Genomic DNA, 19,804 nt, shown 5'->3' with positions numbered 1-19,804 from the left:
TTTTTTATGACTGGCGGTTAGCCAGACGCTTTTTGCCCGCGTACAGCCAGCCCGCGCCCAGCACCACAAACCACAGTGGGGTGACGATCAGCGCCTGGCGGGTATCCGCTTCCAGCGTCAGCAGCACCAGCACAAAGGCGAAGAACGCCATGCACACCCAGCACATCATTTTGCCCAGCGGCATTTTATAGTTCGACTTTTCATGCAACTGCGGGCGCTGCTTACGGTACACCAGGTACGAGCAGAGGATGATCGTCCAGACGAACATAAACAGGATCGCTGATACGGTAGTGATCATGGTGAACGCAGCAATCGCGCTCGGATTCACGTACAACATCACTACGCCGCCCAGCAGGCAGATGCAGGAGAAGGTCAGCCCTTTTGCCGGTACCGCGCGTTTAGAGAGCTTAGCGAACGCTTTCGGCGCTACGCCATCCTGCGCCAGGCCGAACAGCATCCGGCTGGTGGAGAAGACGCCGCTGTTGGCGGAAGACGCCGCAGACGTCAGCACCACGAAGTTGATAATGCTCGCCGCCGCCGGAATCCCCACCAGCACGAACAGCTCAACAAACGGGCTTTTATCCGCCACTACGGAGCCCCACGGCGTCACCGACATGATCACAATCAGCGCGAAAACGTAGAACATAATGATGCGCACCGGGATCGAGTTGATGGCGCGCGGCAGGGATTTCTCCGGATCTTTGGTTTCCGCTGCGGTCGTACCGACCAGTTCAATCCCGACAAAGGCAAACACCGCAATCTGGAAACCTGCAAAGAACCCGCTGATGCCTTTCGGGAACCAGCCGCCATCATTCCACAGATGCGAGAAGGAAGCTTCAACGCCGGTCGGGGATTTAAAGTGCATCAGCACCATCACTACCCCCACGATAATCAGCGCGACAATGGCGACGATTTTGATCATCGCAAACCAGAACTCCATCTCGCCGAACATTTTCACCGTCGCGAGATTGAGGCTCAGCAGCACGACGACAACGGCCAGCGCCGCTACCCAATCGGCAAGTCCAGGGAACCAGAACTGCGCGTAAGCCGTGATGGCGACGACATCGGCCATACCGGTTACCACCCAGCAAAACCAGTATGTCCAGCCGGTAAAATACCCCGCCCACGGCCCTAACAGGTCAGCGGCGAAGTCGCTAAAGGATTTATATTCAAGATTCGACAGCAGTAACTCACCCATGGCGCGCATGACGAAAAACAGCATAAAGCCGATGATCATATAGACAAAAATGATCGACGGACCGGCGAGGCTGATGGTTTTCCCGGAGCCCATAAACAGCCCGGTTCCGATGGCACCGCCAATGGCGATGAGCTGAATATGCCGGTTTGTGAGATTTCGCCGTAGCGACTGTTCAGTCGAAGCCTGTTCGTCGGCCACGACTTTAACTTGATCTACCATGTTGTATTCCTGTCTGTGTTGTTGGGGCTCTACTGGCCTTTTTTAGTTGCGTGTTCCGCCCTTGTATGGACGCAAAGATATTAGGTAAGAATCGGCGGGATGAATACTCGGAATTAAAAACAATGTTAAATATTTGTTTAAAGTGAGTGTCATATCACTCAGGTAACGCGAAATAGCTCACAAAAATACACCTGATTGCGCCATTTGCAAGATAATCTGTTGGCATTGGTTTTATTAACAAACGATCAGCGCAGTAGGTGTAGCCCCTTCCCTGACGGGAAGAGGCATTCATGCGAGGAATTACAGAATTTCCAGCAGTTCCACTTCAAATACCAGCGTGCTGAATGGCGGAATAGACGCGCCAGCGCCGCGCTCGCCGTACGCGAGGTTGTGCGGAATAGTCAGTTCCCATTTGGAACCTACCGGCATCAGCGTCAGGGCTTCGATCCAGCCAGCAATCACGCCGTTAACCGGGAATTCAGCCGGTTCGCCGCGTGCAACGGAGCTGTCAAACACGCTGCCGTCAATCAGTTTACCGGTGTAGTGCACACGCACACGGTCGGTACGCGCCGGGATAGCGCCTTCGCCCTGGGTGAGCACGCGGAATTGCAGACCGGATTCGGTGCTGTTCACGCCTTCACGCTCGCGGTTTTCTTCCAGATATTTCACGCCTTCCGCTGCCATCTCTTCGAAACGAGAACGACGCACAGCGTCGGCACGCTCGTGGATTTCACGCAGCGCGCGGTGGACAACATCTACCGGAACAGCGGGTTGTTTGCCTTCCAGGGCATCTGCGATACCTGCGACCAGCGCTTCCGGTAACAGCCCCTCTAACCCGGATTCGCTCAGCTGCTGTCCTACCTGCAAACCGATGCCGTAGCTGGCTTGCGCTTCGATCGTGTCAAAAGTTGGGGTTGTCATGGGTTTTCCTTTCATCGCTTTTTAAGGTAGCGCGCAGCATAACAGCCGCGCTGCACCGGGTAAAACTTTGTCGCAGGAAAGATGACAAATCGCAGGGAAAGGGAAAGAATACAGCAAGTAAGATTTATCCCGAATTGCGCTCACAAAATGCAGCTTTTTGTCGACTTTCAGGCAGTTAAAAACGGCGCACGCCGCGGTTGCGGGATAAAGTGTATATACTCAACGAGACAGGACACTAAATGACGCGGAGCAGGAGGAAAGCCATGCCCGGGCGATTTGAACTGAAACCTACCCTGGTGAAAATCTGGCATGCCCCGGACCATTTTCGCCTGATGGATCCGCTCCCGCCATTGCACCGTCGCGGCCTGATCCTCGCGGCTTTGCTGGTGGTTGTCGGTTTTTTGTTACCGTCAACTGACGACAGCAACCGCGCCACTGCACCATCCGGCGCTCGCGAAGCGCAGCTCAATCTTCCCACCGCTTCACAGCCGCAACCTTCTACAGCGGAACCCACACCGCCGCAGGTGGTGAGCGAGCCGCAGCAGACCGCGCCGAGTGCGGAAGAGTCCATGCAACAGCAGGAACCCGTCGAGCAACAGCAACCGCGCCAGCATGTAGCGCAGAATACACTGCCCTCTTCCAGCGGCATCGAGCAGCAGTGGCGCGCTTACCGCGTTGAAGAGGGGAAAACGCTGGCGCAACTGTTTCGCGATCACAATTTGCCGCCAACCGATGTCTATGCGATGGCCAAAGTGGAAGGTGACGGTAAACCGCTGAGCAGCCTGCAAAGCGGCCAGATGGTGAAAATCCGCCAGAACGCCAACGGCGTAGTCACCGGGCTGACCATCGAAACCGGCGGCCAGCCGGTGCTGTTTACCCGCCAGCCGGACGGCAGCTTTATCCGCGCGCGTTAAGCCACTATGCCGGGTACCTGTTACCCGGCTCGTTTATTGACCCACCAGATCCCTGAGCAGACCAGCACCAGTGCGACCGCGTATTTGATATCGAGCATATTTTCACCGAGGAAAATGGCGGAGAGCACCGTACCGGCAACCGGTATCACGAAATTGAACGGTGCGATCATACTGACGCGGTTCACTTTCAGCAGCATGCTCCACAGCGCAAAAGCCACCGCAGACAGCAGCGTAAGATAACCGAGGATCGCGACCGCGCTTAGGCTATGCACTTCCAGCGTTCCCCCCGACAGATAGCCGCCAATCAGCAGCGCGACACCACCAATTGCCAGTTGCCAGCCGGTCATCACCGTGGGATCGACCGTCTGGGAAATACGTTTGCCATACAGCGTGGCGGCAGAGAGGATGAACGCCGCCAGCACAATGAAACCGTCGCCGTTCCAGACAAAAACAAAATCACGCATACCGCTGTGGAAGTTCACCAGCATGACGCCGGCAAAACCCAAAATACAGCCGAGGCCTTTGTTGTAGCTGAGCTTGTCGTTTTGATAGATAAAGTGCGCCAGCAGCACGCTGAAGAAGGTGCCGGTCGCATTCATGATCGACCCGTTTACGCCGGTAGTATAAGCAAGCCCAATATAGAAGAAGGTGTATTGCAGGGTCGTTTGCGTTAACCCGAGCACCGTCAGTTGCCCAAACTGCATAGCAGATAATCGGCCGATCGGTTTGCGCTGCGCCAGCGCAAACAGCAGCAGCAACACACCTGCAAACAAGAAACGATAACCGGCAAATACCACTTTTGACGGGATGTCGTCGGTGGCGATGTGAAAGAGTTCGTAGCCGTTTTTAATGGCCGGGTAGGAGCTACCCCACAGCAGACAACAGAGCGTGGCGCAGACGTAAGCCACATTTCGGCGGGCAAATACGGACGCGGGCAGAGCGGTTTCCATGACAAATCTCAAAGATAAAATTGCGTTTCAATTATTATCCGAGGATGCGTCAGAATGCGCGATTAAACAAGCCATAATGGCTTGTTCTGCGAGGTCTGAAAAGCAAAACGCCGGCACAAGGCCGGCGTTTTGCACATTGTTTTAGAGTAACGAATTACTCAGCAACAACGTTTACAGTCAGTTTAGCGAATACTTCGCTGTGAACCTGGAAGTCCACTTCGTGCTCACCAACAGTACGCAGAACGCCGTTCGGCAGGCGAACTTCGCTCTTCGCAACTTTCACGCCAGCTGCAGTTACAGCGTCAGCGATGTCGCGAGTACCGATGGAACCGAACAGTTTACCTTCGTCGCCAGATTTAGACGCGATGGTAACAGAGCCCAGTGCATTGATGCTTTCAGCGCGAGCGTTAGCAGCCGCCAGAACGTCAGCCAGTTTGGCTTCCAGTTCAGCGCGACGTGCTTCGAAATACTCAACGTTTTTCTTGGTAGCCGGAACAGCTTTACCCTGCGGTACCAGGAAGTTACGAGCGTAGCCCGCTTTAACGTTAACCTGATCACCCAGGCTACCCAGGTTTGCTACTTTATCAAGCAGAATAACTTGCATTACCTTATCCTCTTAAAGTCGTTAATAGACAGCGGCCAATTACTGATGACGATCAGTGTATGGCAGCAGGGACAGGTAGCGAGCGCGCTTGATGCAGCGAGCCAGCTGACGCTGGTATTTCGCACGAGTACCGGTAATACGGCTCGGGACGATTTTACCGCTTTCGGTAATGTAGTTTTTCAACGTTGCGATATCTTTGTAATCAATCTCAACAACGCCTTCCGCTGTGAAACGGCAGAACTTGCGACGACGGAAATAACGTGCCATTTGGCTAGTCTCCAGAATCTATCAATTCAATCTGCTCGGCATGCAGAACCATTTTGCTCAAGCCGTTCTTTGCCTTGTGGCAACTGATGAACCCCTGAACAGTTACTGCGCTGCCGACCGTTATACTGTGAGTAATGGCCTGGTTCTCCTGCCCGCTGATTATTACCGGCATTTGGCACCACGCCTGCCGGTGGAAACCGGCTTCCTCCTGCACAGAACGGTGCTCAAGCACGAACTGGCAGTGAGGAATTCCTGACGGGCTGACCTTACGAAGCGGCGCCCTGCACACTGTGCCGGACAACACCAGGCGGTTGGCCATCAGTAATTACTCTTCAGAATCCCCAGCATCTGCATCATCTGCGGTTTCATTTGCGAAATCATCGCGACGCTCACGGCGCTCGTCTTTCGCTTTAACCATCGGAGATGCTTCGGTAACAGCGTGTTTAGTACGCATAACCATGCTGCGGATAACGGCATCGTTGAAGCGGAAGTTTGTTTCCAGCTCATCGATCACTTCCTGCGGAGCTTCAACGTTCAGCAGAACGTAGTGTGCTTTGTGCAGTTTGTTGATCGGGTAAGCCAGCTGACGGCGGCCCCAGTCTTCCAGACGGTGGATCGTACCTTCTGCTGCAGTGATTGCACCAGTGTAACGTTCGATCATGCCCGGAACCTGTTCGCTCTGGTCAGGATGGACCATAAAAACGATTTCGTAATGACGCATCGAATTGCTCCTTACGGATTATTCAGCCTCCTGTCTGGGTCAGCCGAATCCCGGGGAGGCAAGGAACGTGATTAAAGGTCGGCTGAAAAATTGACGCGTCATAATACTTATGTCCCCAGCCAAACTCAAGGCAATTGCACAAATAATTCGCACTAAGCGCAAAGAGAAGCGCGCCTGCCGAATTAAAATTAAGCACAACGCATTACGGCATTTTTTTGAATGACAGTATCAGAAATGGTCGCGATACCTTTTTAGGCTAACGCGTAAACTTTAAACAGGCCTCGAACATAAGGAGGAGAGATGGTGAAAAACTAAAAAAACGGCGTTTTATCGGAGCATAACATCATGAAATACATCGCAATATTACTTACAACCTTGCTGCTTAGCGCCAATGCCGCAGCGGCAATTAAACTCAACAACCAGCAAGCCCGCAACATGGACGATGTGCACAGCTTAGGCGTTATCTATATCAATCATAACTTCGCCACTGAGCATGAAGCGGACGAGGCGCTCAATGACGAGGCCGACGCGCACAGCGCCAAATATTACCGTGCAGAGCTCACTCATGAGCCGGGGAGCAACGGCAACCTGCACGCCAGCGCGTTTATCTACCGCTAATCACACGTTTTACAGGCCAGTCCCTCTTGCATTTGCGGCCCCGCATTGGGGCCGCACACCGACGTGAGAATTCTTTTTTTATTCCCCTTATCAAACCCCTTTCCGGCAGGTTTAATAGCGCTCTGGCTGCGGGCGAGGAAAGCAATGTTCAAGCGGTTTTCAACGTTAGGTCGCATACCTGCGGGGGTCTGGGTATTAGGCGGCGTCAGTATGTTGATGGATATTTCATCGGAAATGATCCACAGCTTACTGCCGCTGTTTATGGCCACGACGCTCGGCACAAGCGTCGTGATTATTGGCCTGATTGAAGGGCTGGCGGAAGCTACCGCGCTGATGGTGAAAGTCTTTTCTGGCATGTTTAGCGACTACATCGGCAAACGTAAAGGGCTGGCGCTGCTGGGTTATGGCATGGGCGCGTTAAGCAAGCCGCTGTTTGCGCTGGCCTCGACATCCGGCCTGGTGTTTGGCGCACGCATGATGGACCGGCTTGGCAAAGGCATTCGCGGCGCACCGCGCGATGCGCTGGTTGCCGATGTCACCCCGGCGGAAATCCGCGGCGCAGCGTTTGGGTTGCGCCAGTCGCTGGATACCGTTGGCGCGTTCCTCGGGCCATTGCTGGCGGTCGCATTGATGTTGCTGTGGAATGACAACTTCCAGGCCGTGTTCTGGATCGCGGTGATCCCCGGTGTACTAGCGGTCGCGCTGCTGTTCTTTGGCCTGCATGAACCGAAAACGCCCATCCCCCATAAGCGCACCAATCCCATTCGCCGTGAAAATCTCAAACGGTTAAGCCGTGCATATTGGTGGGTGGTGGCGCTCGGTTTTATCTTCACCCTCGCCCGCTTTAGCGAAGCATTTTTGGTGCTGCGCGCCCAGCAGATGGAGATCCCGCTGGCGACGATCCCGCTGGTGATGGTCGCCATGAACCTGGTCTATTCGGTCACCGCCTATCCGTTTGGCAAACTGTCAGACCGCATCAGCCACAGCCGGTTACTACAGTTGGGTCTGGTGGTGCTGATCCTCGCGGATATGGCGCTGGCGCTCAGCCAGCACTGGAGCACGCTGCTGCTCGGTGTCGCGCTGTGGGGCGTACATATGGGCATGACGCAAGGCTTGCTCGCGACCATGGTTGCCGATACCGCGCCAGCGGAACTGCGCGGCACGGCGTTCGGCATGTTCAATTTACTCAGCGGCGTTGCGCTGCTGCTGGCAAGCCTCGGTGCCGGGGTTTTGTGGGAAACCCACGGCGCAGCGTCAACCTTCTGGGTGGGTGCCATCATCTGCGTGCTCGCGCTGGTGGTGATGCGCCTTCGCCGAACAGCTTAAAGATAACGGCTAAAGAAGTCCGTTGTCGCACTCAGCGCTTGCGGGGTAATGCGGTGCGTTACCCCGGCTTCCCACTGATAAGTGAGATTGGTGTCCAGCCCCTGTTCCTGCAATGCTTGCTGTAAACGGAAAGATTCCGCCGCTGGCACCACATCATCCTGCTCACCGTGCCACAGCAGCAGCGGGCGATCGGCAATGTGCGCCAGTTGTGTACTGACATCCCACTGTGAGAGCGGAGCAATAATCGCGTCGAATTTACGCTGCTGTTCCGGCGTGGCCACAGCCAGCGGCGGGAAAAGCGTACGGGCAAGCGTGGTGAAATAGCCGGAACCCATCAGGCTTGCGACGCAGCGCACTTCCGGGTGATGCGTCATGATGCCCAGCGCAGTCATCCCTCCCATCGACGCGCCGCCGACCGCCAGTCGCCGATTATCAATCAATTCAAAGCGCTCCAGCGCGTCGCGCAGCGCGGTGAACTCTTCAATATTGTCCTGTAAGATTTGCCAGAACTGATGCAAGCGCCGCTCAACATCGCCGCTAAAGCGTGCGCCATGATCCGGTGCGTCTGGCATCACCACGCGAAAACCGGCTTGCGCCAGCGCCACGGCAAAGTAGCTGTAGACCAGCTTTGATGAGGTGAAACCGTGATAAAACACGACACAAGGCAGCGGTTCGGCGCGTTTTCCCGCCGGGAAGGCATGCAGTGTTTCGACACCCGCAAATTGTTCAACCTGAAGTTCAATCATTACTCCCTCCTTGATCTATAGTGCTGGTATGCCACTGGCGACAGGGTGGTGCAAGTCAGATTTCGCATGAGCATCTGACGACGTTGAGAGATAGATTACGCTTTCAAAATACTTTCATTCGAAATTAGTGCTCGGGATAACATTTCGGGAACATTCCCCCAAACGGAAATTCACCAGGAACTACACTATGGCAATCAGGAGAGATGAGAAAACCATGCGTGCTTTACCATGCTTACTGTTCGCCTTGTTATTAAGCGGCTGCGCAGTGCTGGAAGGTAAGCCGCAATCTGCACCGCCGGTTAGCGACCATCCGCAGGAAATCCGTCGTAATCAAACGCAGGATCTTCGCGAGATTGGCGCCGTTAGCGTAACGGTACTGGGTTCTCCCATGGACGTGGAAGACGCAATCAAAGCCAAAGCCGTGGCCGCCCGCGCCAATTATTACGTCATCATCATGATGGATGACACCATAATTCCCGGTCGTTGGTTCGGACGCGCCCTGCTGTACAAACAGTAGCGAGGCGTTGATTTTCAGGACATTTACATTGCTTTGCGTCCATTGATGTTCTCCTGTGCACAATAGGATTTTTCGAATCCGTTGCGCGAAAGGAAGCCCTGCAAACAATCGGGGTAACGTAAAATGGAGCTGACTATGAAACGATCTCTTGCCTTAAACTCACTGTTGCTTTCTACCGGTTTGCTAAATACAACAGCGCAGCCTGCAGAGTTCGCCAGCGCTGACTGCGTGACGGGATTAAACGAAATCGGTCTTATCTCCGTCAATAATGTCTCAGGGAGCCTACAGGACGTTGAGCGGGTTATCGCGTTAAAAGCAGATGAACAGGGAGCCTCCTGGTATCGCATTGTGCGAATGCAGGAAGATCAACACGTTGACAACTGGCGAGTGCAGGCCATTTTGTACGCCTGAGCCGCTGGAAAAAGCCACCTGAATCTGGTGGCTTTTTTATGCCCCTACAATCATTAAGATTATGTTATTGTAAGGATACATCGATGTAACACTTTGTTACATTGACAAACTAAATGTTATCGCAATTGTGCCGTTGAAGGAGCCTCATACACAGAACAACGGACAAATTATGAGCGCCTTTTTTCGTCGCACCGGCCTGGGTGCAAAATTGTCACTTCTGACTGGCGCAAGCGTTGCAACGCTTTTCCTCTTATTCACTTTTCTGATGAGCAATAAAGCCAGCCAACAGCTGGAAACGCTGGCCATGGAAGACCTGCACAGCCAGTCCACCGGGGTGGTGGATATGGTGGAAATGTTCAACAGTAGTCTCAGTGATGAGGTGGAGAGCTACACACGCTTGTTCAGCAGTTTTCTACCGCAGCCGCTCGCGGTTGATCCACAACAACGCCGCGAGATTAACGGTATCGATGTGCCGCTCTTCAAAGGCGGCGATACTGAACTGCATAACAACAATGCTATCCCGGACGATTTCCTCAACCGAACCAGCGCTATCGCGACGCTATTCGTGCGCAGCGGTGACGACTTTGTGCGTGTCGCAACATCGCTGCGCAAAGAGAATGGCGATCGCGCCATCGGTACTAAGCTGGATAAAGCCAGCCCGGCTTTTGCGCTGGTAATGAAAGGTGAAGTCTATCGCGGGTTGGCACAGCTGTTTGGCAAACGCTACATCACCCAATACCAACCGGTAAAAGATGCCAGCGGCAACACCATTGCCATTCTGTTTGTTGGCGTCGATATCTCCCGTTCGTGGGAGGTGATGCGCAATAAGATCCTCGGTCGTAAGCTGGGTGAAAGCGGTCATTTCTTCGTGCTTGATCGCAACCAGGGCAAGAATTACGGCAACTATCTGTTCCACGATACCGACGAAGGCAAACGCCCGCAGTGGGATGAAAAAGATCTGCAAACCTTGCTGACAAACGCCAGCGGTACGCTGGCGCGCCAGAGCGCAGACGGCCGCGAACTGCTGATGTCTTACACCGCACTGCCCGGCTGGAACTGGACAGTAGTGGGCGAAGTCGACAAAGCCGTACTGCTGCGCGATGTCACCACCATGCGTAACCAGTTCCTGCTGGCTGGCGTGGTGGTTTCCCTGCTGTTCGCCGCGCTGTTTGTCGTCATCATTCGCCGCTGGCTCAGCCGCCCATTGCGTAACGTTATCGAACTCGCGCAGCAGTACTCGGCAGGCGATCTGCGCGCCACTCTGGTGGTGGATCGTCATGATGAAGTCGGTCAGTTGATCGAAGCCATTAATGGCATTGGCGACGGGCTGCACAAGATTGTGTTGCAGGTGCGCGAATCCGCCGCCGAAATTAACCTCGGTACCAACGCGCTGGCCGCCGACAGCGGTGAGATCAGCGAGCAGATTAACAAGCAGGCCAGCAGCGTGGAGGAAACCTCCGCCAGCATGGAGCAGCTTGCCGCCACCGTGCAGCAAAATGCCGCCAACATGGAACAAACGCAAAGCCTGGTGAATGAAACCACCGACGCGGTGCAAAAAGGCGGGAAAACCGTCGATCACTCCGTGGCGACAATGGAAGACATTCGCGCTTCATCACAGCGCATTGCCGACATTACCCACGTGATTGAATCCATCGCTTTCCAGACTAATATCCTGGCGCTGAACGCCGCGGTAGAAGCCGCGCGCGCGGGCGAACACGGGAAAGGGTTTGCCGTGGTTGCCCAGGAAGTTCGCGCCCTGGCGGCGCGCAGCGCCAACGCGGTGAAAGAGATTGAAGCGCTGATTGGCGACACGCTGAAGAAAGTGGGTGAAGGACATTCCCAGTCAGAGGCCACGCGCGTTGCCATGCAATCGATCATCAACCACATGGATCAGATCAACCAACTGGTGCATGAAATTAATCATGCCTCCCACGAGCAATCAGCGGGCATCAACCAGGTTAACCTGGCGATGACGCACATTGGCGATGCCACGCACGTCAACGCCGGGCGCGTTTCGCAAAGTGAGGAAACTGCCCGTACGCTGCGGGAAAAAGGGGCTCACCTGAGCGAGCTGGTAAGCCTGTTCCGCCTGAAGATGGATTAATTTGCTGCCCCCGTGGCGCGTAGCAGCAGGTCATTTTGCACCTGCTCGTCAATTGGCGACGTGCCACGGGTATCCAGCATCATCTGGCACCACGCCTGTGCGATCGGCGGCGATGCGTGGCGCAGCATTTGCGCTCCTGTCCCCAGCCGCCAAAGCAGTTGCGTTATCTCCCTTCCCTGCGCTTCATCCGGTCTGCGTAGCCGCTGTTGTAGCTGTCGCCATGCGCGATCAAAATGGCGATCTTGCCCTTTCACCGCCGCAAAATCGTCACTGAGCAAATCAACTATCCCCGGCTGTTTACCCAGCACGCGCAGCACGTCCAGGCACATGACGTTGCCGGAACCTTCCCAGATGCTATTGACCGGCATTTCGCGGTACAAGCGCGGTAATTCGCTCTCCTCGCAATAACCGATACCGCCAAGCACTTCCATCGCTTCACCGACAAACGGGATCCCGCCCTTACAGACCGCAAATTTCGCCACCGGGGTAAACAGGCGCGCAAAGAGCGCGTCTTGCTCATTGCGGCGGCTGTCCCATGCGCGGGCAAGGCGAAACAGCATGGCGGTTTGCCCCTCCAGTTCCAGCGCCATCCGGCTCAGAACGTGGCGCATCAGCGGCTGATCGACCAGGTTTTTGCCAAATGCCTGCCGCCGGTGTGCGTGATAGAGCGCCACCGAAAAGGCGCGGCGCATCAGCCCATGGCTTCCCAGCGCGCAATCAAAGCGCGTCAGCCCGCCCATTTTGAGGATCTGCCGCACGCCGTCGCCCTCTTCGCCAAGCAGCCAGCCGCTGGCATCGCAAAACTCCGCTTCGCTACTGGCATTGGAACGGTTGCCGAGTTTCTCTTTCAGACGCTCAAGCCGCACGCCGTTACGCTGGCCGTCAGGCAAAAAGCGCGGCACAAAAAAGCAGGAGAGCCCGCCTTTAGCCTGCGCCAGCACCAGATGCGCATCGCTTTGCGGCACGGAAAAGAACCATTTGTGTCCCACCAGCCGGTATTCATCGCCGCTTTTTTCCGCTCGGGTGGTGTTGCTCAGTACATCCGTTCCACCCTGTTTTTCGGTCATTCCCATACCAATCAGCAGACCGCGTTTCTGGTTGCCTGGCGCTAAATGAGGATCGTAACGGTCGCTCAACAGCGGTTTTAACCAGTCGTGAAAAGACATCGGCAATGCCTGTTGCAACAGTGGCGTTGCGGCGAAGGTCATGGTGATGGGGCATAACGTGCCGGATTCAACCTGCGCGTGCAGCACAAACCGCGCCGCACGCGCAACAAAAGAACCGACGCGCGCCTCCTCTTCCCAGGCCAGGTTATGCACCCGATTGGCGCACAGCCCCTGCATCAACAGATGCCACGCCGGGTGAAAACGCACATCATCCAGCCGCTCGCCGGTGGTGTCATAACGCAGCAGCTCCGGGGGATTGGCGTTGGCTAATCTTCCCAGCTCCAGTGATTCCGCCGCGCCCAATTGTTGGCCGATGCTGGCGAGCAGCTCGGCGTCCCACGCCGCGCCTTCGCGTATCACCGCCTCACACAACGGGCGATCGGAAAGAAAAAGGTTGCTGTTTTTTAACGGAATGGGTTGGTTAAAAACGGTATGTGTCTGCCAGTGCATCGTGTCTCCCTCCTTCAATGGCAATGAAGGTAAGTATGGACAGCCCGCGCTAACGCTGCATGGGAGTAGGCTCACAAGGCCGCGATTTGGCAGTAATCATTCGTGAAACGGCTCACACAATATAAGAATAATATATTTCATGAATGCGATTAATGATGAATAATTTATTCTCACCTTGCCAAAGAGAATCCTGATGCCAGCTTTCCAACACGCACCGAATGCGCACAAGCGCGCGTTAATTGCCGGCTCGATCGGTAACTTTATCGAGTGGTACGAATTCGCGGTTTACGGCTTTCTCGCCACCGTGATTGCGAAAAATTTCTTTCAGCTCGCGGGCGAAACCGGGCTCACCAGCCTGATCCTGACTTACGCCTCCTTTGCCGTCGCCTTTTTCTTTCGCCCCCTGGGCGCAATGGTGTTCGGGCGTATCGGTGACCGGATTGGCCGCAAGCCGACGCTGATTATCGTGCTGGTGATGATGACGCTCGCGACCGCCGCAATTGGTCTGGTACCGGTGTATGCCAGCATTGGCGTCGCCGCGCCGCTCATCATTACCGGCTTGCGCATTTTGCAGGGGCTGTTTGCCGGGGGCGAATACGGTGGCGCAGTATCGCTAATGACGGAGTTCGCGCCGCGCGGCAAGCGCGGGCTGTATGGCGCATGGCAATCTTTTACCGTGGCGCTGGGGCTGCTGGCGGGAGCCGGTATTGTGGCGCTGCTTTCCGTGTTACTGACGCCAGAAGCGTTGCATGACTGGGGCTGGCGCATCCCCTTCTTCCTTGCGCTGCCGATGGGCTTTGTCGCGCTGTGGTTGCGGGTGAGCATGGAGGAGACGCCAAGTTTTGTGCAACAGCAGGCGCAACCGGCTACCGAACGCGCCCGGCTGAGCGACACGTTCAAAGCCATTATCATGGGGATTGGCCGGGTGATGGTGTGGTCTGCCGCCGGTTATACCTACCTTGTGATCATGCCAGCGTATTTACAGTCGGCGCTGCATACCGGCTTTAATCAGGCGCTACTGATTGCGGTGATATCCAATATTGGCTTTGCGTTGACGATCATTCCCTCCGGTATCCTGAGCGATCGCATCGGGCGTCGTACGGTGATGGTGATTGCCACCGCGCTGCTGCTGATTCTGGCATTGCCGCTGCTGAAAATCCTGCAGGCGGAATCGAGCACGCTGGCGATAAAAGCCGTGGTGGTGCTGGTGGCAGGCGGTCTGGTCGGTATGCTGGCAGGACCTGGCCCGGCGATGCTTGCAGAGATGTTTCCAACCCGCGTGCGGTATACCGGGCTGGGGCTGGCGTATTCGCTGTCGAACGCGCTGTTTTCCGGCTGCGCGGGATTAATCATCACCGGTCTTATCAAAGAGACAGGCAATGTCGACATCCCGGCCTATTATGTGATGGCAACGGCACTGGTCAGCATTGTGGCGCTGATGACGCTCAAAAAAGATGACCATTTGCGCTCGCTTGAGGAGTGACGTTCTTTGCCAGGCCGCGTTGCGCTTGCCGGGCGGTGAATTACCCGGCGATATAATGCGGCACAAACCGCGAGGTATCTTTGGTAATCAGCGTGCAATCTTCGCGGATGCCCATGCCAACGGCTTCATCGTCTACTACCCAACTGCCAATCAGCGTGTAGCTGTCGCCAAAGCGCGGCAGCGGCTGAAAAGCCTGGTAGATCATCGGTTCTTCACCGTAGTCGCCCTCTTCATGGTCAATCACGTTATGCGCCCCGTCGAAAAGGGTGACATTGCCGCCTTCGCGGGAAAACAGCGGCTTGCGCACGTAGCTGGCGCCCGCCGCGATTTGCGGTTTTTCTCCGTCAAACCAGGCAGGCAGCAGGTTCGGATGATTGGGGAAGAAACGCCACAGCAGCGGCAGTAGCCCCTTATTGCTGAGCACGCTTTTCCACAACGGTTCCAGCCACTGCTCGCGGCATTTACACAACAACGGGCCGTTTTCGTCGCGCATCATCCATTCAAGTGGATAGAGCTTAAATGCCTGGCGAATAACGTTATCATCCAGATCCGTCAACACGCCGCCCAACCCCAGCCCAACATCTTCAATATAAATAAACCGCGTATCGAGTCCGGCCTGGCGGGCGCAATCCTCAAGATAGAGCACCGTGCCGCGATCTTCCTCGGTTCCTTTGCAGCAGCAAAAGTAGAGCGGGTGGCGGCTCTGGATCTCGGCGAAACGGGCAATCAACTTGTCCTGAATGGCGTTGTACTGATCGGCGTCGCGCGGGAGCGTACCGTTACGCCGCGCATCCTCCATCCACAACCACTGGAAATAGGCCGATTCGTACAGCGAGGTCGGCGTATCGGCGTTGTATTCGAGCAACTTCACCGGATCTTTGCCGCACCAGACGAAATCCATCCGCCCGTAGAGCGATGGATCGCGGTTGCGCCAGCTTTCGGCAATCGCGTCCCAGTACAACGGCGGGATCGCCAGCTGGCGAAGGATCGCCTCGTCCGCGACGGCGCGATCCACTACCTCAAGGCACATTTGATGCAGTTCAGCAGTCGGCTTTTCAATCTGCTCTTCAATCTGGCGCAGCGTAAAGCGGTAAGCGCGACTCTCATCCCAGTAAACTTCGTTATCAATGATATGGAAGTCAAAACCGTGGTCGCGGGCGATCCGCTCAAGGTCCGGGCGCACAGCAACATCATGACGCAGCATCGTTAGCCTCCCCAGCTTCCGCGCGCGCTCGACGAGCGCCCAAAACCGCCACGTGATGAGGTGGTCGCCTTTTTGGTGGTGTAACCGTAATGGCTGCTCGCGCTGCTACTTCCGCCGGAGCGCCAGCTGTAATCTCCGTCGCGGTTGCGCCACACCGGGCGGGAAGCGTAAGAACTGCCGCCGCTGCTGTAGCTGTATTGCTCATCCCGGTCTTTACGCAAGGCTTTGCTGAGCAGAAAACCGCTGAGCACCGGCATCCAGCGCTGGCCAATATTGTCGTAGTAGCAATTATCGTATTGCTGCACGCAATACGGCTGCGACATATTGCGCGGGATCTCTTGCTCAAAGTTCATGCGCGCATTGTTCCACGCATCGTTACATACCTGCGCGGTGTTGCCGTCGTCAACGCAATCCTGCTGCGAGGTGTAATAAACTCCGTCACCGTCGTTATCGTCTTTATGATCGTTACAGCCTTTTAAAGCAAAAAAGGCCGCACCGCCCATAATCGCCAGCGTCAGGTATTGCCCGCTTTTACGCTCTTTCGGCTGGGTGAAAATGGGCCGCCGGGCGCGGTTCTGCGCAGGCGAAAGGATAGGATTTTTTTGCCGATTTGATCGCTTTCTGGCCATGATGTTCCATTACCACGTCATGCAGGCGGCATTAAAAATCCCGCCAGCCAGTGCCGCTGCCCCCATAAATAGCCCGGCGGCAGTATTGCTGTTAATTATTTTGTCACTCAGTTTCGGCATATACAGACGCACACCGCCGTAAACAAGTAACTGCACCACCAGCGCAATAACGCCCCAGATTAAATAATCCGGAATACTCACTGAATTAATGGCCGCGCTGGAGAGAGGAATAATATAGCCCAGCAGCGAACCACTAAATGCTAACGATGCGGCGAGGTTATTCTCTTTAATTAATCGCCATTCATCGTGCGGGGTAATGCGCGTATAAACGAAAAGAAAACAGAGCACCATTGCAATGCCAATAAAAAAATAAGAGCAAAACGCCAGTAGCGATCCGAGAATATGCATGTCTACTCCCATAATTAACCAATGACCTTTAATGATGTCAGCGCAATATCTACTCCCAGCGCGCGCGAGTAGATCCACTCCGGCTGGTTTTGCGCATTAAAGGTCTCTTCGCCGTTTAATAGCAAATATTCGAACACGTCAGCGGTGACTTCGCGCTGGTACGCCATCATAAAGTTGTGTACTTCCCAGCTTGCGCCAGCGTGGTTGTTGACGGTTTCCAGCGTATAGACCGGTTCAATATCGCCCCGCTCTTCAGCGTTAAACACGCGCTGCCACTGACAATCTCGCCAGCGTAACGCCGGTTTACCCATCGCGTTTGCACTTAGCATATCGCGCCAGGCTTTTTCGCCGGAAACCCCCGCGCTCTCTTCATACACAAACAGTTTGATGTCATCGATGTTGTGCGTTTCCAGACCGCCCGAGGTGCTGATTTGCAGGAACTCATCGCCCGTTGTGTAGTAGCGATGAATCATGCATCCGGCGCCGAGATCGAACGACCCGCACGCGCCAATGGTGTACTCTTCGCCAGGAAGCTGAACCAGCAAATCGTCTTCGCACAGGCGAAACAGCAACGTATCAAGGGTGAAACCCGCGTGCAGATGCAACCCAAGCGGCCCTCTTACCGGGGCCGCCGCATCAGGCCGCCCCAGCAGGTTTTTCAGAAAAGAGAGCATCACGGTTTCTGTTGCTGTTGCAGACGCGCCAGCACATCCTGCGCCGAGGTTTTATCGCTGCCGCCAATACCGGCTTGCGCCAGTTTTTCGTCGAGATCGCGCCCGTCCGCCACTTTCTCAAGCTGTGTTGCCGCGTCCAGTCGGGCCTGGCGTTCAGCCTGACGCGCCTGCAGACGTTTCAGTGACTCCGCCGCCGTTGCCACATTGTTGGACGCACCCACGGTAGACGTGGTGACAGCCTGTTGCGCGCGCTGCATCGCATCGGTGGCTTTAATCACTTCCAGTCGCTGCTCAAACTGCTCAATACGTTGCGCCGTGGCGGTCACCGCTTTTTCAACGGCATCGCGCGACGTTTCAAGGTTCGCCAGCACTTGCTCTTCCGCCGCAATGGTATTTTCCAGACGGGCAATTTCACTGGCAACTTCATTCAGCAAACCAGCGTCCACATTTTTCGCCATCGCTTCCAGCGCGCGGGCTTCGAGGCTGGCTTTGCGCTCGCGCAAATCGTTGAGTTTGTCGTTGCTCAACTTAACGCGTGCCAGCAGGTCGACGCGGGATTTTCCCGCTTTATCCAGCTCAGCGCGCGCGTCGCGGATATGCTGCTCCAGCATGCGCACACCCTGCGTCTCTTCAATCGACTCTTCCGCCTGAGCAATAAAGGATTTACCCAGCGTAAACAGGCTTTTTAAAATTCCCATACAACCACTCCCTGACAATATTATTGGGTAAAATCATCGGTTAGTTCAGCAAGATCCAGCGCGTTTTGCGCAAGCGTGGAGATTTCGAGCAGGATATCGTCGAGCGAGGAGTTAAGCGACAGCGCGCCGAAGGCGACATAATACTCTTCGCCGCCGACAGGCGAGATGCCAACAGACGATAAAGGTAAAAGTTTTTGATTGCGCAGCAGGAAGGCGTTAAAAGCGTCCTGTTGTTTAATTTCACTTAAAGGACAAATATAGGTTTCAATAATTATCTGCCGGGAAGTCAGCAACAAATTTAATTGCAAATCGCCGTAGTCATCCAGCTTAATAATTAACGCATCAGCTTCGGATTGGATATTTAACGTAAGCGTCGATGATTGCAATAATGCCGCGCTAAGTGTCTCTACAGTCCATGCCATCATTTATACCCTGATTATTCCATCGCAATAAAAGTAAAAAGAGAAAATATCTGCCGGCAAATTCTACCAGTCTTCAGAGCAAAAAAAACCACCCGAATAAGGGTGGTTTTACTGAACGTTGCAAGCTTAAAGCGCGCGCTGGCGCACCGCTTCAAACAGGCAGATGCCGGTGGCAACCGAGACGTTAAGCGACGACACGCTGCCCGCCATCGGGATGCTGATCAGCTCATCACAATGCTCACGCGTCAGGCGGCGCATACCTTCACCTTCCGCGCCCATGACCAGCGCCATGCGCCCGGTCATTTTGCTCTGGAACAGGGTGTGATCCGCTTCGCCCGCCGTCCCGACAATCCAGATGTTTTCTTCCTGTAACACGCGCATGGTGCGCGCCAGGTTGGTCACGCGGATCAACGGTACGTTCTCTGCCGCGCCGCAGGCGACTTTTTTCGCCGTGGCATTCAGCTGTGCGGATTTATCCTTCGGCACGATCACCGCATGCACGCCCGCCGCGTCTGCGCTACGCAAACACGCACCCAGGTTGTGCGGATCGGTAACGCCATCCAGGATCAAGAAGAAGGGTTGCTCAAGGCTGGCTATCAGATCCGGCAGATCGTTTTCCTGGTACTGACGCCCCGGTTTCACGCGTGCAATGATCCCCTGGTGCACCGCGCCTTCGCTTTTTTCATCCAGATACTGGCGGTTCGCCACCTGGATCACCACGCCTTGTGCTTCCAGCTCGTGGATCAGCGGCAGCAGACGTTTGTCCTCGCGGCCTTTCAGAATAAATACTTCCTGAAAACGCTCCGGGGCGCGCTCCAGCAGGGCCTGCACCGCATGGATGCCGTAAATCATTTCACTCATTGATGGTACTCATTTGGGGCGGTTTCGCCGCGTTATGTGGGCCGTGACACTCATCACTTGCGCTCATTATAACCGACACGCGCCGCAGAAAGTACCTCCGCAGGCCTGGGGCTGCTTTGCGTACTGATGAAGGGGGAAGCTCACGTTGCTCCCTCATTATGCCTGACAAAAACCTGGCCATTACCGAAGCGCCCAGTCGTCGAATTACATTGTGTGGATTAAGAAGGAGAATTTACTTACAGGTCGCGAGGAATAACGATCAAGATGGTCAAACTGATATAACGTAGACAGAA

Annotated in this window: 23 protein-coding genes; 7 read left to right on the top strand and 16 right to left on the bottom strand. The window is 55.1% G+C overall.

Annotation, left to right across the window (positions count from 1 at the left end; all coding sequences use genetic code 11):
* Positions 1 to 4 precede the first annotated feature (4 nt).
* Together cycA and fklB are read right to left on the bottom strand one after the other, a co-directional pair.
* The gene (cycA, locus tag ACFX4U_RS20080; RefSeq protein WP_305737283.1) at positions 5 to 1,417 is read right to left on the bottom strand and encodes a D-serine/D-alanine/glycine transporter; all 1,413 of its coding nucleotides are present in this window, start codon (positions 1,415 to 1,417) and stop codon (positions 5 to 7) included.
* Positions 1,418 to 1,717: 300 nt separating this feature from the next.
* Complete coding sequence (gene fklB / locus ACFX4U_RS20075) at positions 1,718 to 2,338, bottom strand: FKBP-type peptidyl-prolyl cis-trans isomerase (RefSeq protein ID WP_200552134.1); 621 nt, start codon at positions 2,336 to 2,338, stop codon at positions 1,718 to 1,720.
* A 263-nt stretch (positions 2,339 to 2,601) separates the two neighbouring features.
* Between fklB and ACFX4U_RS20070 the strand changes: the two genes are divergently transcribed.
* On the top strand, positions 2,602 to 3,252 hold the full coding sequence (locus ACFX4U_RS20070) for a LysM-like peptidoglycan-binding domain-containing protein (RefSeq protein ID WP_313508055.1): 651 nt from the start codon (positions 2,602 to 2,604) through the stop codon (positions 3,250 to 3,252).
* Positions 3,253 to 3,272: 20 nt separating this feature from the next.
* Here ACFX4U_RS20070 and ACFX4U_RS20065 read toward each other — a convergent pair whose 3' ends face one another.
* The 5 genes from ACFX4U_RS20065 to rpsF form a co-directional block, all read right to left on the bottom strand.
* Positions 3,273 to 4,202, bottom strand: a complete 930-nt coding sequence (locus tag ACFX4U_RS20065; protein WP_313508056.1) for a DMT family transporter — start codon at positions 4,200 to 4,202, stop codon at positions 3,273 to 3,275.
* 154 nt (positions 4,203 to 4,356) lie between these two features.
* Complete coding sequence (rplI, locus tag ACFX4U_RS20060) at positions 4,357 to 4,806, bottom strand: 50S ribosomal protein L9 (RefSeq protein WP_017459146.1); 450 nt, start codon at positions 4,804 to 4,806, stop codon at positions 4,357 to 4,359.
* Between the two features lie 39 nt (positions 4,807 to 4,845).
* Positions 4,846 to 5,073, bottom strand: a complete 228-nt coding sequence (gene rpsR, locus ACFX4U_RS20055) for a 30S ribosomal protein S18 (protein WP_002210155.1) — start codon at positions 5,071 to 5,073, stop codon at positions 4,846 to 4,848.
* Between the two features lie 4 nt (positions 5,074 to 5,077).
* Positions 5,078 to 5,392: a primosomal replication protein N gene (gene priB / locus ACFX4U_RS20050; RefSeq protein ID WP_017459147.1), complete on the bottom strand. Its 315-nt coding sequence runs from the start codon at positions 5,390 to 5,392 to the stop codon at positions 5,078 to 5,080.
* Between the two features lie 6 nt (positions 5,393 to 5,398).
* A complete protein-coding gene (gene rpsF, locus ACFX4U_RS20045; RefSeq protein ID WP_006686337.1) occupies positions 5,399 to 5,794 on the bottom strand; it encodes a 30S ribosomal protein S6 in 396 nt (131 codons plus the stop codon).
* 345 nt (positions 5,795 to 6,139) lie between these two features.
* On the opposite strand from rpsF, the gene yjfY reads away from it, so the two are divergent.
* Positions 6,140 to 6,412, top strand: a complete 273-nt coding sequence (yjfY, locus tag ACFX4U_RS20040; RefSeq protein WP_045513716.1) for a DUF1471 family protein YjfY — start codon at positions 6,140 to 6,142, stop codon at positions 6,410 to 6,412.
* 144 nt (positions 6,413 to 6,556) lie between these two features.
* On the top strand, positions 6,557 to 7,738 hold the full coding sequence (locus tag ACFX4U_RS20035) for an MFS transporter (RefSeq protein ID WP_313510339.1): 1,182 nt from the start codon (positions 6,557 to 6,559) through the stop codon (positions 7,736 to 7,738).
* Here the strand turns inward: ACFX4U_RS20035 and yjfP are convergent.
* A complete protein-coding gene (yjfP, locus tag ACFX4U_RS20030; protein ID WP_313510342.1) occupies positions 7,735 to 8,484 on the bottom strand; it encodes an esterase in 750 nt (249 codons plus the stop codon). The two genes, ACFX4U_RS20035 and yjfP, sit on opposite strands and share 4 nt — an antisense overlap.
* A 187-nt stretch (positions 8,485 to 8,671) precedes the next feature.
* Here yjfP and bsmA point away from each other — a divergent pair, with 187 nt between their 5' ends.
* The 3 genes from bsmA (at position 8,672) to ACFX4U_RS20015 (ending at position 11,516) form a co-directional block, all read left to right on the top strand.
* Complete coding sequence (gene bsmA / locus ACFX4U_RS20025; protein ID WP_200552129.1) at positions 8,672 to 9,001, top strand: biofilm peroxide resistance protein BsmA; 330 nt, start codon at positions 8,672 to 8,674, stop codon at positions 8,999 to 9,001.
* Between the two features lie 123 nt (positions 9,002 to 9,124).
* Positions 9,125 to 9,412 carry a DUF1471 family protease activator YjfN gene (gene yjfN, locus ACFX4U_RS20020; RefSeq protein ID WP_017459153.1) on the top strand — a complete coding sequence of 96 codons (288 nt, stop codon included), beginning with the start codon at positions 9,125 to 9,127 and terminating at the stop codon, positions 9,410 to 9,412.
* A 169-nt stretch (positions 9,413 to 9,581) separates the two neighbouring features.
* Positions 9,582 to 11,516 (top strand): Cache 3/Cache 2 fusion domain-containing protein, encoded by a 1,935-nt coding sequence (locus ACFX4U_RS20015; RefSeq protein ID WP_313510348.1) that lies wholly within the window; start codon positions 9,582 to 9,584, stop codon positions 11,514 to 11,516.
* Here ACFX4U_RS20015 and ACFX4U_RS20010 read toward each other — a convergent pair.
* Positions 11,513 to 13,132, bottom strand: coding sequence for an isovaleryl-CoA dehydrogenase (locus ACFX4U_RS20010; protein ID WP_313510351.1), 1,620 nt, complete (start codon positions 13,130 to 13,132; stop codon positions 11,513 to 11,515). The genes ACFX4U_RS20015 and ACFX4U_RS20010 overlap by 4 nt on opposite strands.
* 193 nt (positions 13,133 to 13,325) lie before the next feature.
* Here ACFX4U_RS20010 and ACFX4U_RS20005 point away from each other — a divergent pair, with 193 nt between their 5' ends.
* Entirely contained in the window at positions 13,326 to 14,615 is a 1,290-nt protein-coding gene (locus ACFX4U_RS20005) for an MFS transporter (RefSeq protein ID WP_313510354.1), read from the top strand.
* Between the two features lie 40 nt (positions 14,616 to 14,655).
* Here the strand turns inward: ACFX4U_RS20005 and ACFX4U_RS20000 are convergent, their stop codons facing one another.
* The 7 genes from ACFX4U_RS20000 to rlmB form a co-directional block, all read right to left on the bottom strand.
* Positions 14,656 to 15,819, bottom strand: a complete 1,164-nt coding sequence (locus tag ACFX4U_RS20000; protein WP_313510356.1) for a glutathionylspermidine synthase family protein — start codon at positions 15,817 to 15,819, stop codon at positions 14,656 to 14,658.
* Positions 15,820 to 15,821: 2 nt separating this feature from the next.
* Positions 15,822 to 16,448 (bottom strand): DUF1190 domain-containing protein, encoded by a 627-nt coding sequence (locus tag ACFX4U_RS19995; protein ID WP_313510359.1) that lies wholly within the window; start codon positions 16,446 to 16,448, stop codon positions 15,822 to 15,824.
* 9 nt (positions 16,449 to 16,457) lie between these two features.
* Positions 16,458 to 16,856: a DUF350 domain-containing protein gene (locus tag ACFX4U_RS19990; protein WP_017459159.1), complete on the bottom strand. Its 399-nt coding sequence runs from the start codon at positions 16,854 to 16,856 to the stop codon at positions 16,458 to 16,460.
* A 14-nt stretch (positions 16,857 to 16,870) separates the two neighbouring features.
* Positions 16,871 to 17,530 carry a DUF2491 family protein gene (locus tag ACFX4U_RS19985; protein WP_313510363.1) on the bottom strand — a complete coding sequence of 220 codons (660 nt, stop codon included), beginning with the start codon at positions 17,528 to 17,530 and terminating at the stop codon, positions 16,871 to 16,873.
* The gene (locus ACFX4U_RS19980) at positions 17,530 to 18,228 is read right to left on the bottom strand and encodes a PspA/IM30 family protein (RefSeq protein WP_313510364.1); all 699 of its coding nucleotides are present in this window, start codon (positions 18,226 to 18,228) and stop codon (positions 17,530 to 17,532) included. The genes ACFX4U_RS19985 and ACFX4U_RS19980 overlap by 1 nt, the downstream gene beginning before the upstream one ends.
* Positions 18,229 to 18,248: 20 nt before the next feature.
* Positions 18,249 to 18,650 carry a DUF2170 family protein gene (locus ACFX4U_RS19975; protein WP_313510378.1) on the bottom strand — a complete coding sequence of 134 codons (402 nt, stop codon included), beginning with the start codon at positions 18,648 to 18,650 and terminating at the stop codon, positions 18,249 to 18,251.
* 126 nt (positions 18,651 to 18,776) lie between these two features.
* Positions 18,777 to 19,511, bottom strand: a complete 735-nt coding sequence (gene rlmB, locus ACFX4U_RS19970; protein WP_313510367.1) for a 23S rRNA (guanosine(2251)-2'-O)-methyltransferase RlmB — start codon at positions 19,509 to 19,511, stop codon at positions 18,777 to 18,779.
* Between the last annotated feature and the right edge of the window lie 293 nt (positions 19,512 to 19,804).

The organism is Kosakonia sp. YIM B13588, assembly GCF_042788165.1.
GTDB classification, from domain to species: domain Bacteria; phylum Pseudomonadota; class Gammaproteobacteria; order Enterobacterales; family Enterobacteriaceae; genus Kosakonia; species Kosakonia sacchari.
The sequence above is the reverse complement of the archived record's forward strand: the minus strand, read 5'-3'. Positions and strand labels throughout refer to the sequence as shown.

What these genes read in the sequence shown, in the direction of transcription:
- rlmB (WP_313510367.1), bottom strand. Translation starts at nt 19,511, where the DNA reads ATGAGTGAAATGATTTACGGCATCCATGCGGTGCAGGCCCTGCTGGAG.
- cycA (WP_305737283.1), bottom strand. Translation starts at nt 1,417, where the DNA reads ATGGTAGATCAAGTTAAAGTCGTGGCCGACGAACAGGCTTCGACTGAA.
- rpsF (WP_006686337.1), bottom strand. Translation starts at nt 5,794, where the DNA reads ATGCGTCATTACGAAATCGTTTTTATGGTCCATCCTGACCAGAGCGAA.
- ACFX4U_RS19975 (WP_313510378.1), bottom strand. Translation starts at nt 18,650, where the DNA reads ATGGCATGGACTGTAGAGACACTTAGCGCGGCATTATTGCAATCATCG.
- ACFX4U_RS19985 (WP_313510363.1), bottom strand. Translation starts at nt 17,530, where the DNA reads ATGCTCTCTTTTCTGAAAAACCTGCTGGGGCGGCCTGATGCGGCGGCC.
- yjfY (WP_045513716.1), top strand. Translation starts at nt 6,140, where the DNA reads ATGAAATACATCGCAATATTACTTACAACCTTGCTGCTTAGCGCCAAT.
- ACFX4U_RS20010 (WP_313510351.1), bottom strand. Translation starts at nt 13,132, where the DNA reads ATGCACTGGCAGACACATACCGTTTTTAACCAACCCATTCCGTTAAAA.
- ACFX4U_RS20070 (WP_313508055.1), top strand. Translation starts at nt 2,602, where the DNA reads ATGCCCGGGCGATTTGAACTGAAACCTACCCTGGTGAAAATCTGGCAT.
- ACFX4U_RS19980 (WP_313510364.1), bottom strand. Translation starts at nt 18,228, where the DNA reads ATGGGAATTTTAAAAAGCCTGTTTACGCTGGGTAAATCCTTTATTGCT.
- ACFX4U_RS20005 (WP_313510354.1), top strand. Translation starts at nt 13,326, where the DNA reads ATGCCAGCTTTCCAACACGCACCGAATGCGCACAAGCGCGCGTTAATT.
- yjfN (WP_017459153.1), top strand. Translation starts at nt 9,125, where the DNA reads ATGGAGCTGACTATGAAACGATCTCTTGCCTTAAACTCACTGTTGCTT.
- yjfP (WP_313510342.1), bottom strand. Translation starts at nt 8,484, where the DNA reads ATGATTGAACTTCAGGTTGAACAATTTGCGGGTGTCGAAACACTGCAT.
- ACFX4U_RS19995 (WP_313510359.1), bottom strand. Translation starts at nt 16,448, where the DNA reads ATGGCCAGAAAGCGATCAAATCGGCAAAAAAATCCTATCCTTTCGCCT.
- priB (WP_017459147.1), bottom strand. Translation starts at nt 5,392, where the DNA reads ATGGCCAACCGCCTGGTGTTGTCCGGCACAGTGTGCAGGGCGCCGCTT.
- ACFX4U_RS19990 (WP_017459159.1), bottom strand. Translation starts at nt 16,856, where the DNA reads ATGCATATTCTCGGATCGCTACTGGCGTTTTGCTCTTATTTTTTTATT.
- ACFX4U_RS20065 (WP_313508056.1), bottom strand. Translation starts at nt 4,202, where the DNA reads ATGGAAACCGCTCTGCCCGCGTCCGTATTTGCCCGCCGAAATGTGGCT.
- rpsR (WP_002210155.1), bottom strand. Translation starts at nt 5,073, where the DNA reads ATGGCACGTTATTTCCGTCGTCGCAAGTTCTGCCGTTTCACAGCGGAA.
- fklB (WP_200552134.1), bottom strand. Translation starts at nt 2,338, where the DNA reads ATGACAACCCCAACTTTTGACACGATCGAAGCGCAAGCCAGCTACGGC.
- bsmA (WP_200552129.1), top strand. Translation starts at nt 8,672, where the DNA reads ATGGCAATCAGGAGAGATGAGAAAACCATGCGTGCTTTACCATGCTTA.
- ACFX4U_RS20000 (WP_313510356.1), bottom strand. Translation starts at nt 15,819, where the DNA reads ATGCTGCGTCATGATGTTGCTGTGCGCCCGGACCTTGAGCGGATCGCC.
- rplI (WP_017459146.1), bottom strand. Translation starts at nt 4,806, where the DNA reads ATGCAAGTTATTCTGCTTGATAAAGTAGCAAACCTGGGTAGCCTGGGT.
- ACFX4U_RS20015 (WP_313510348.1), top strand. Translation starts at nt 9,582, where the DNA reads ATGAGCGCCTTTTTTCGTCGCACCGGCCTGGGTGCAAAATTGTCACTT.
- ACFX4U_RS20035 (WP_313510339.1), top strand. Translation starts at nt 6,557, where the DNA reads ATGTTCAAGCGGTTTTCAACGTTAGGTCGCATACCTGCGGGGGTCTGG.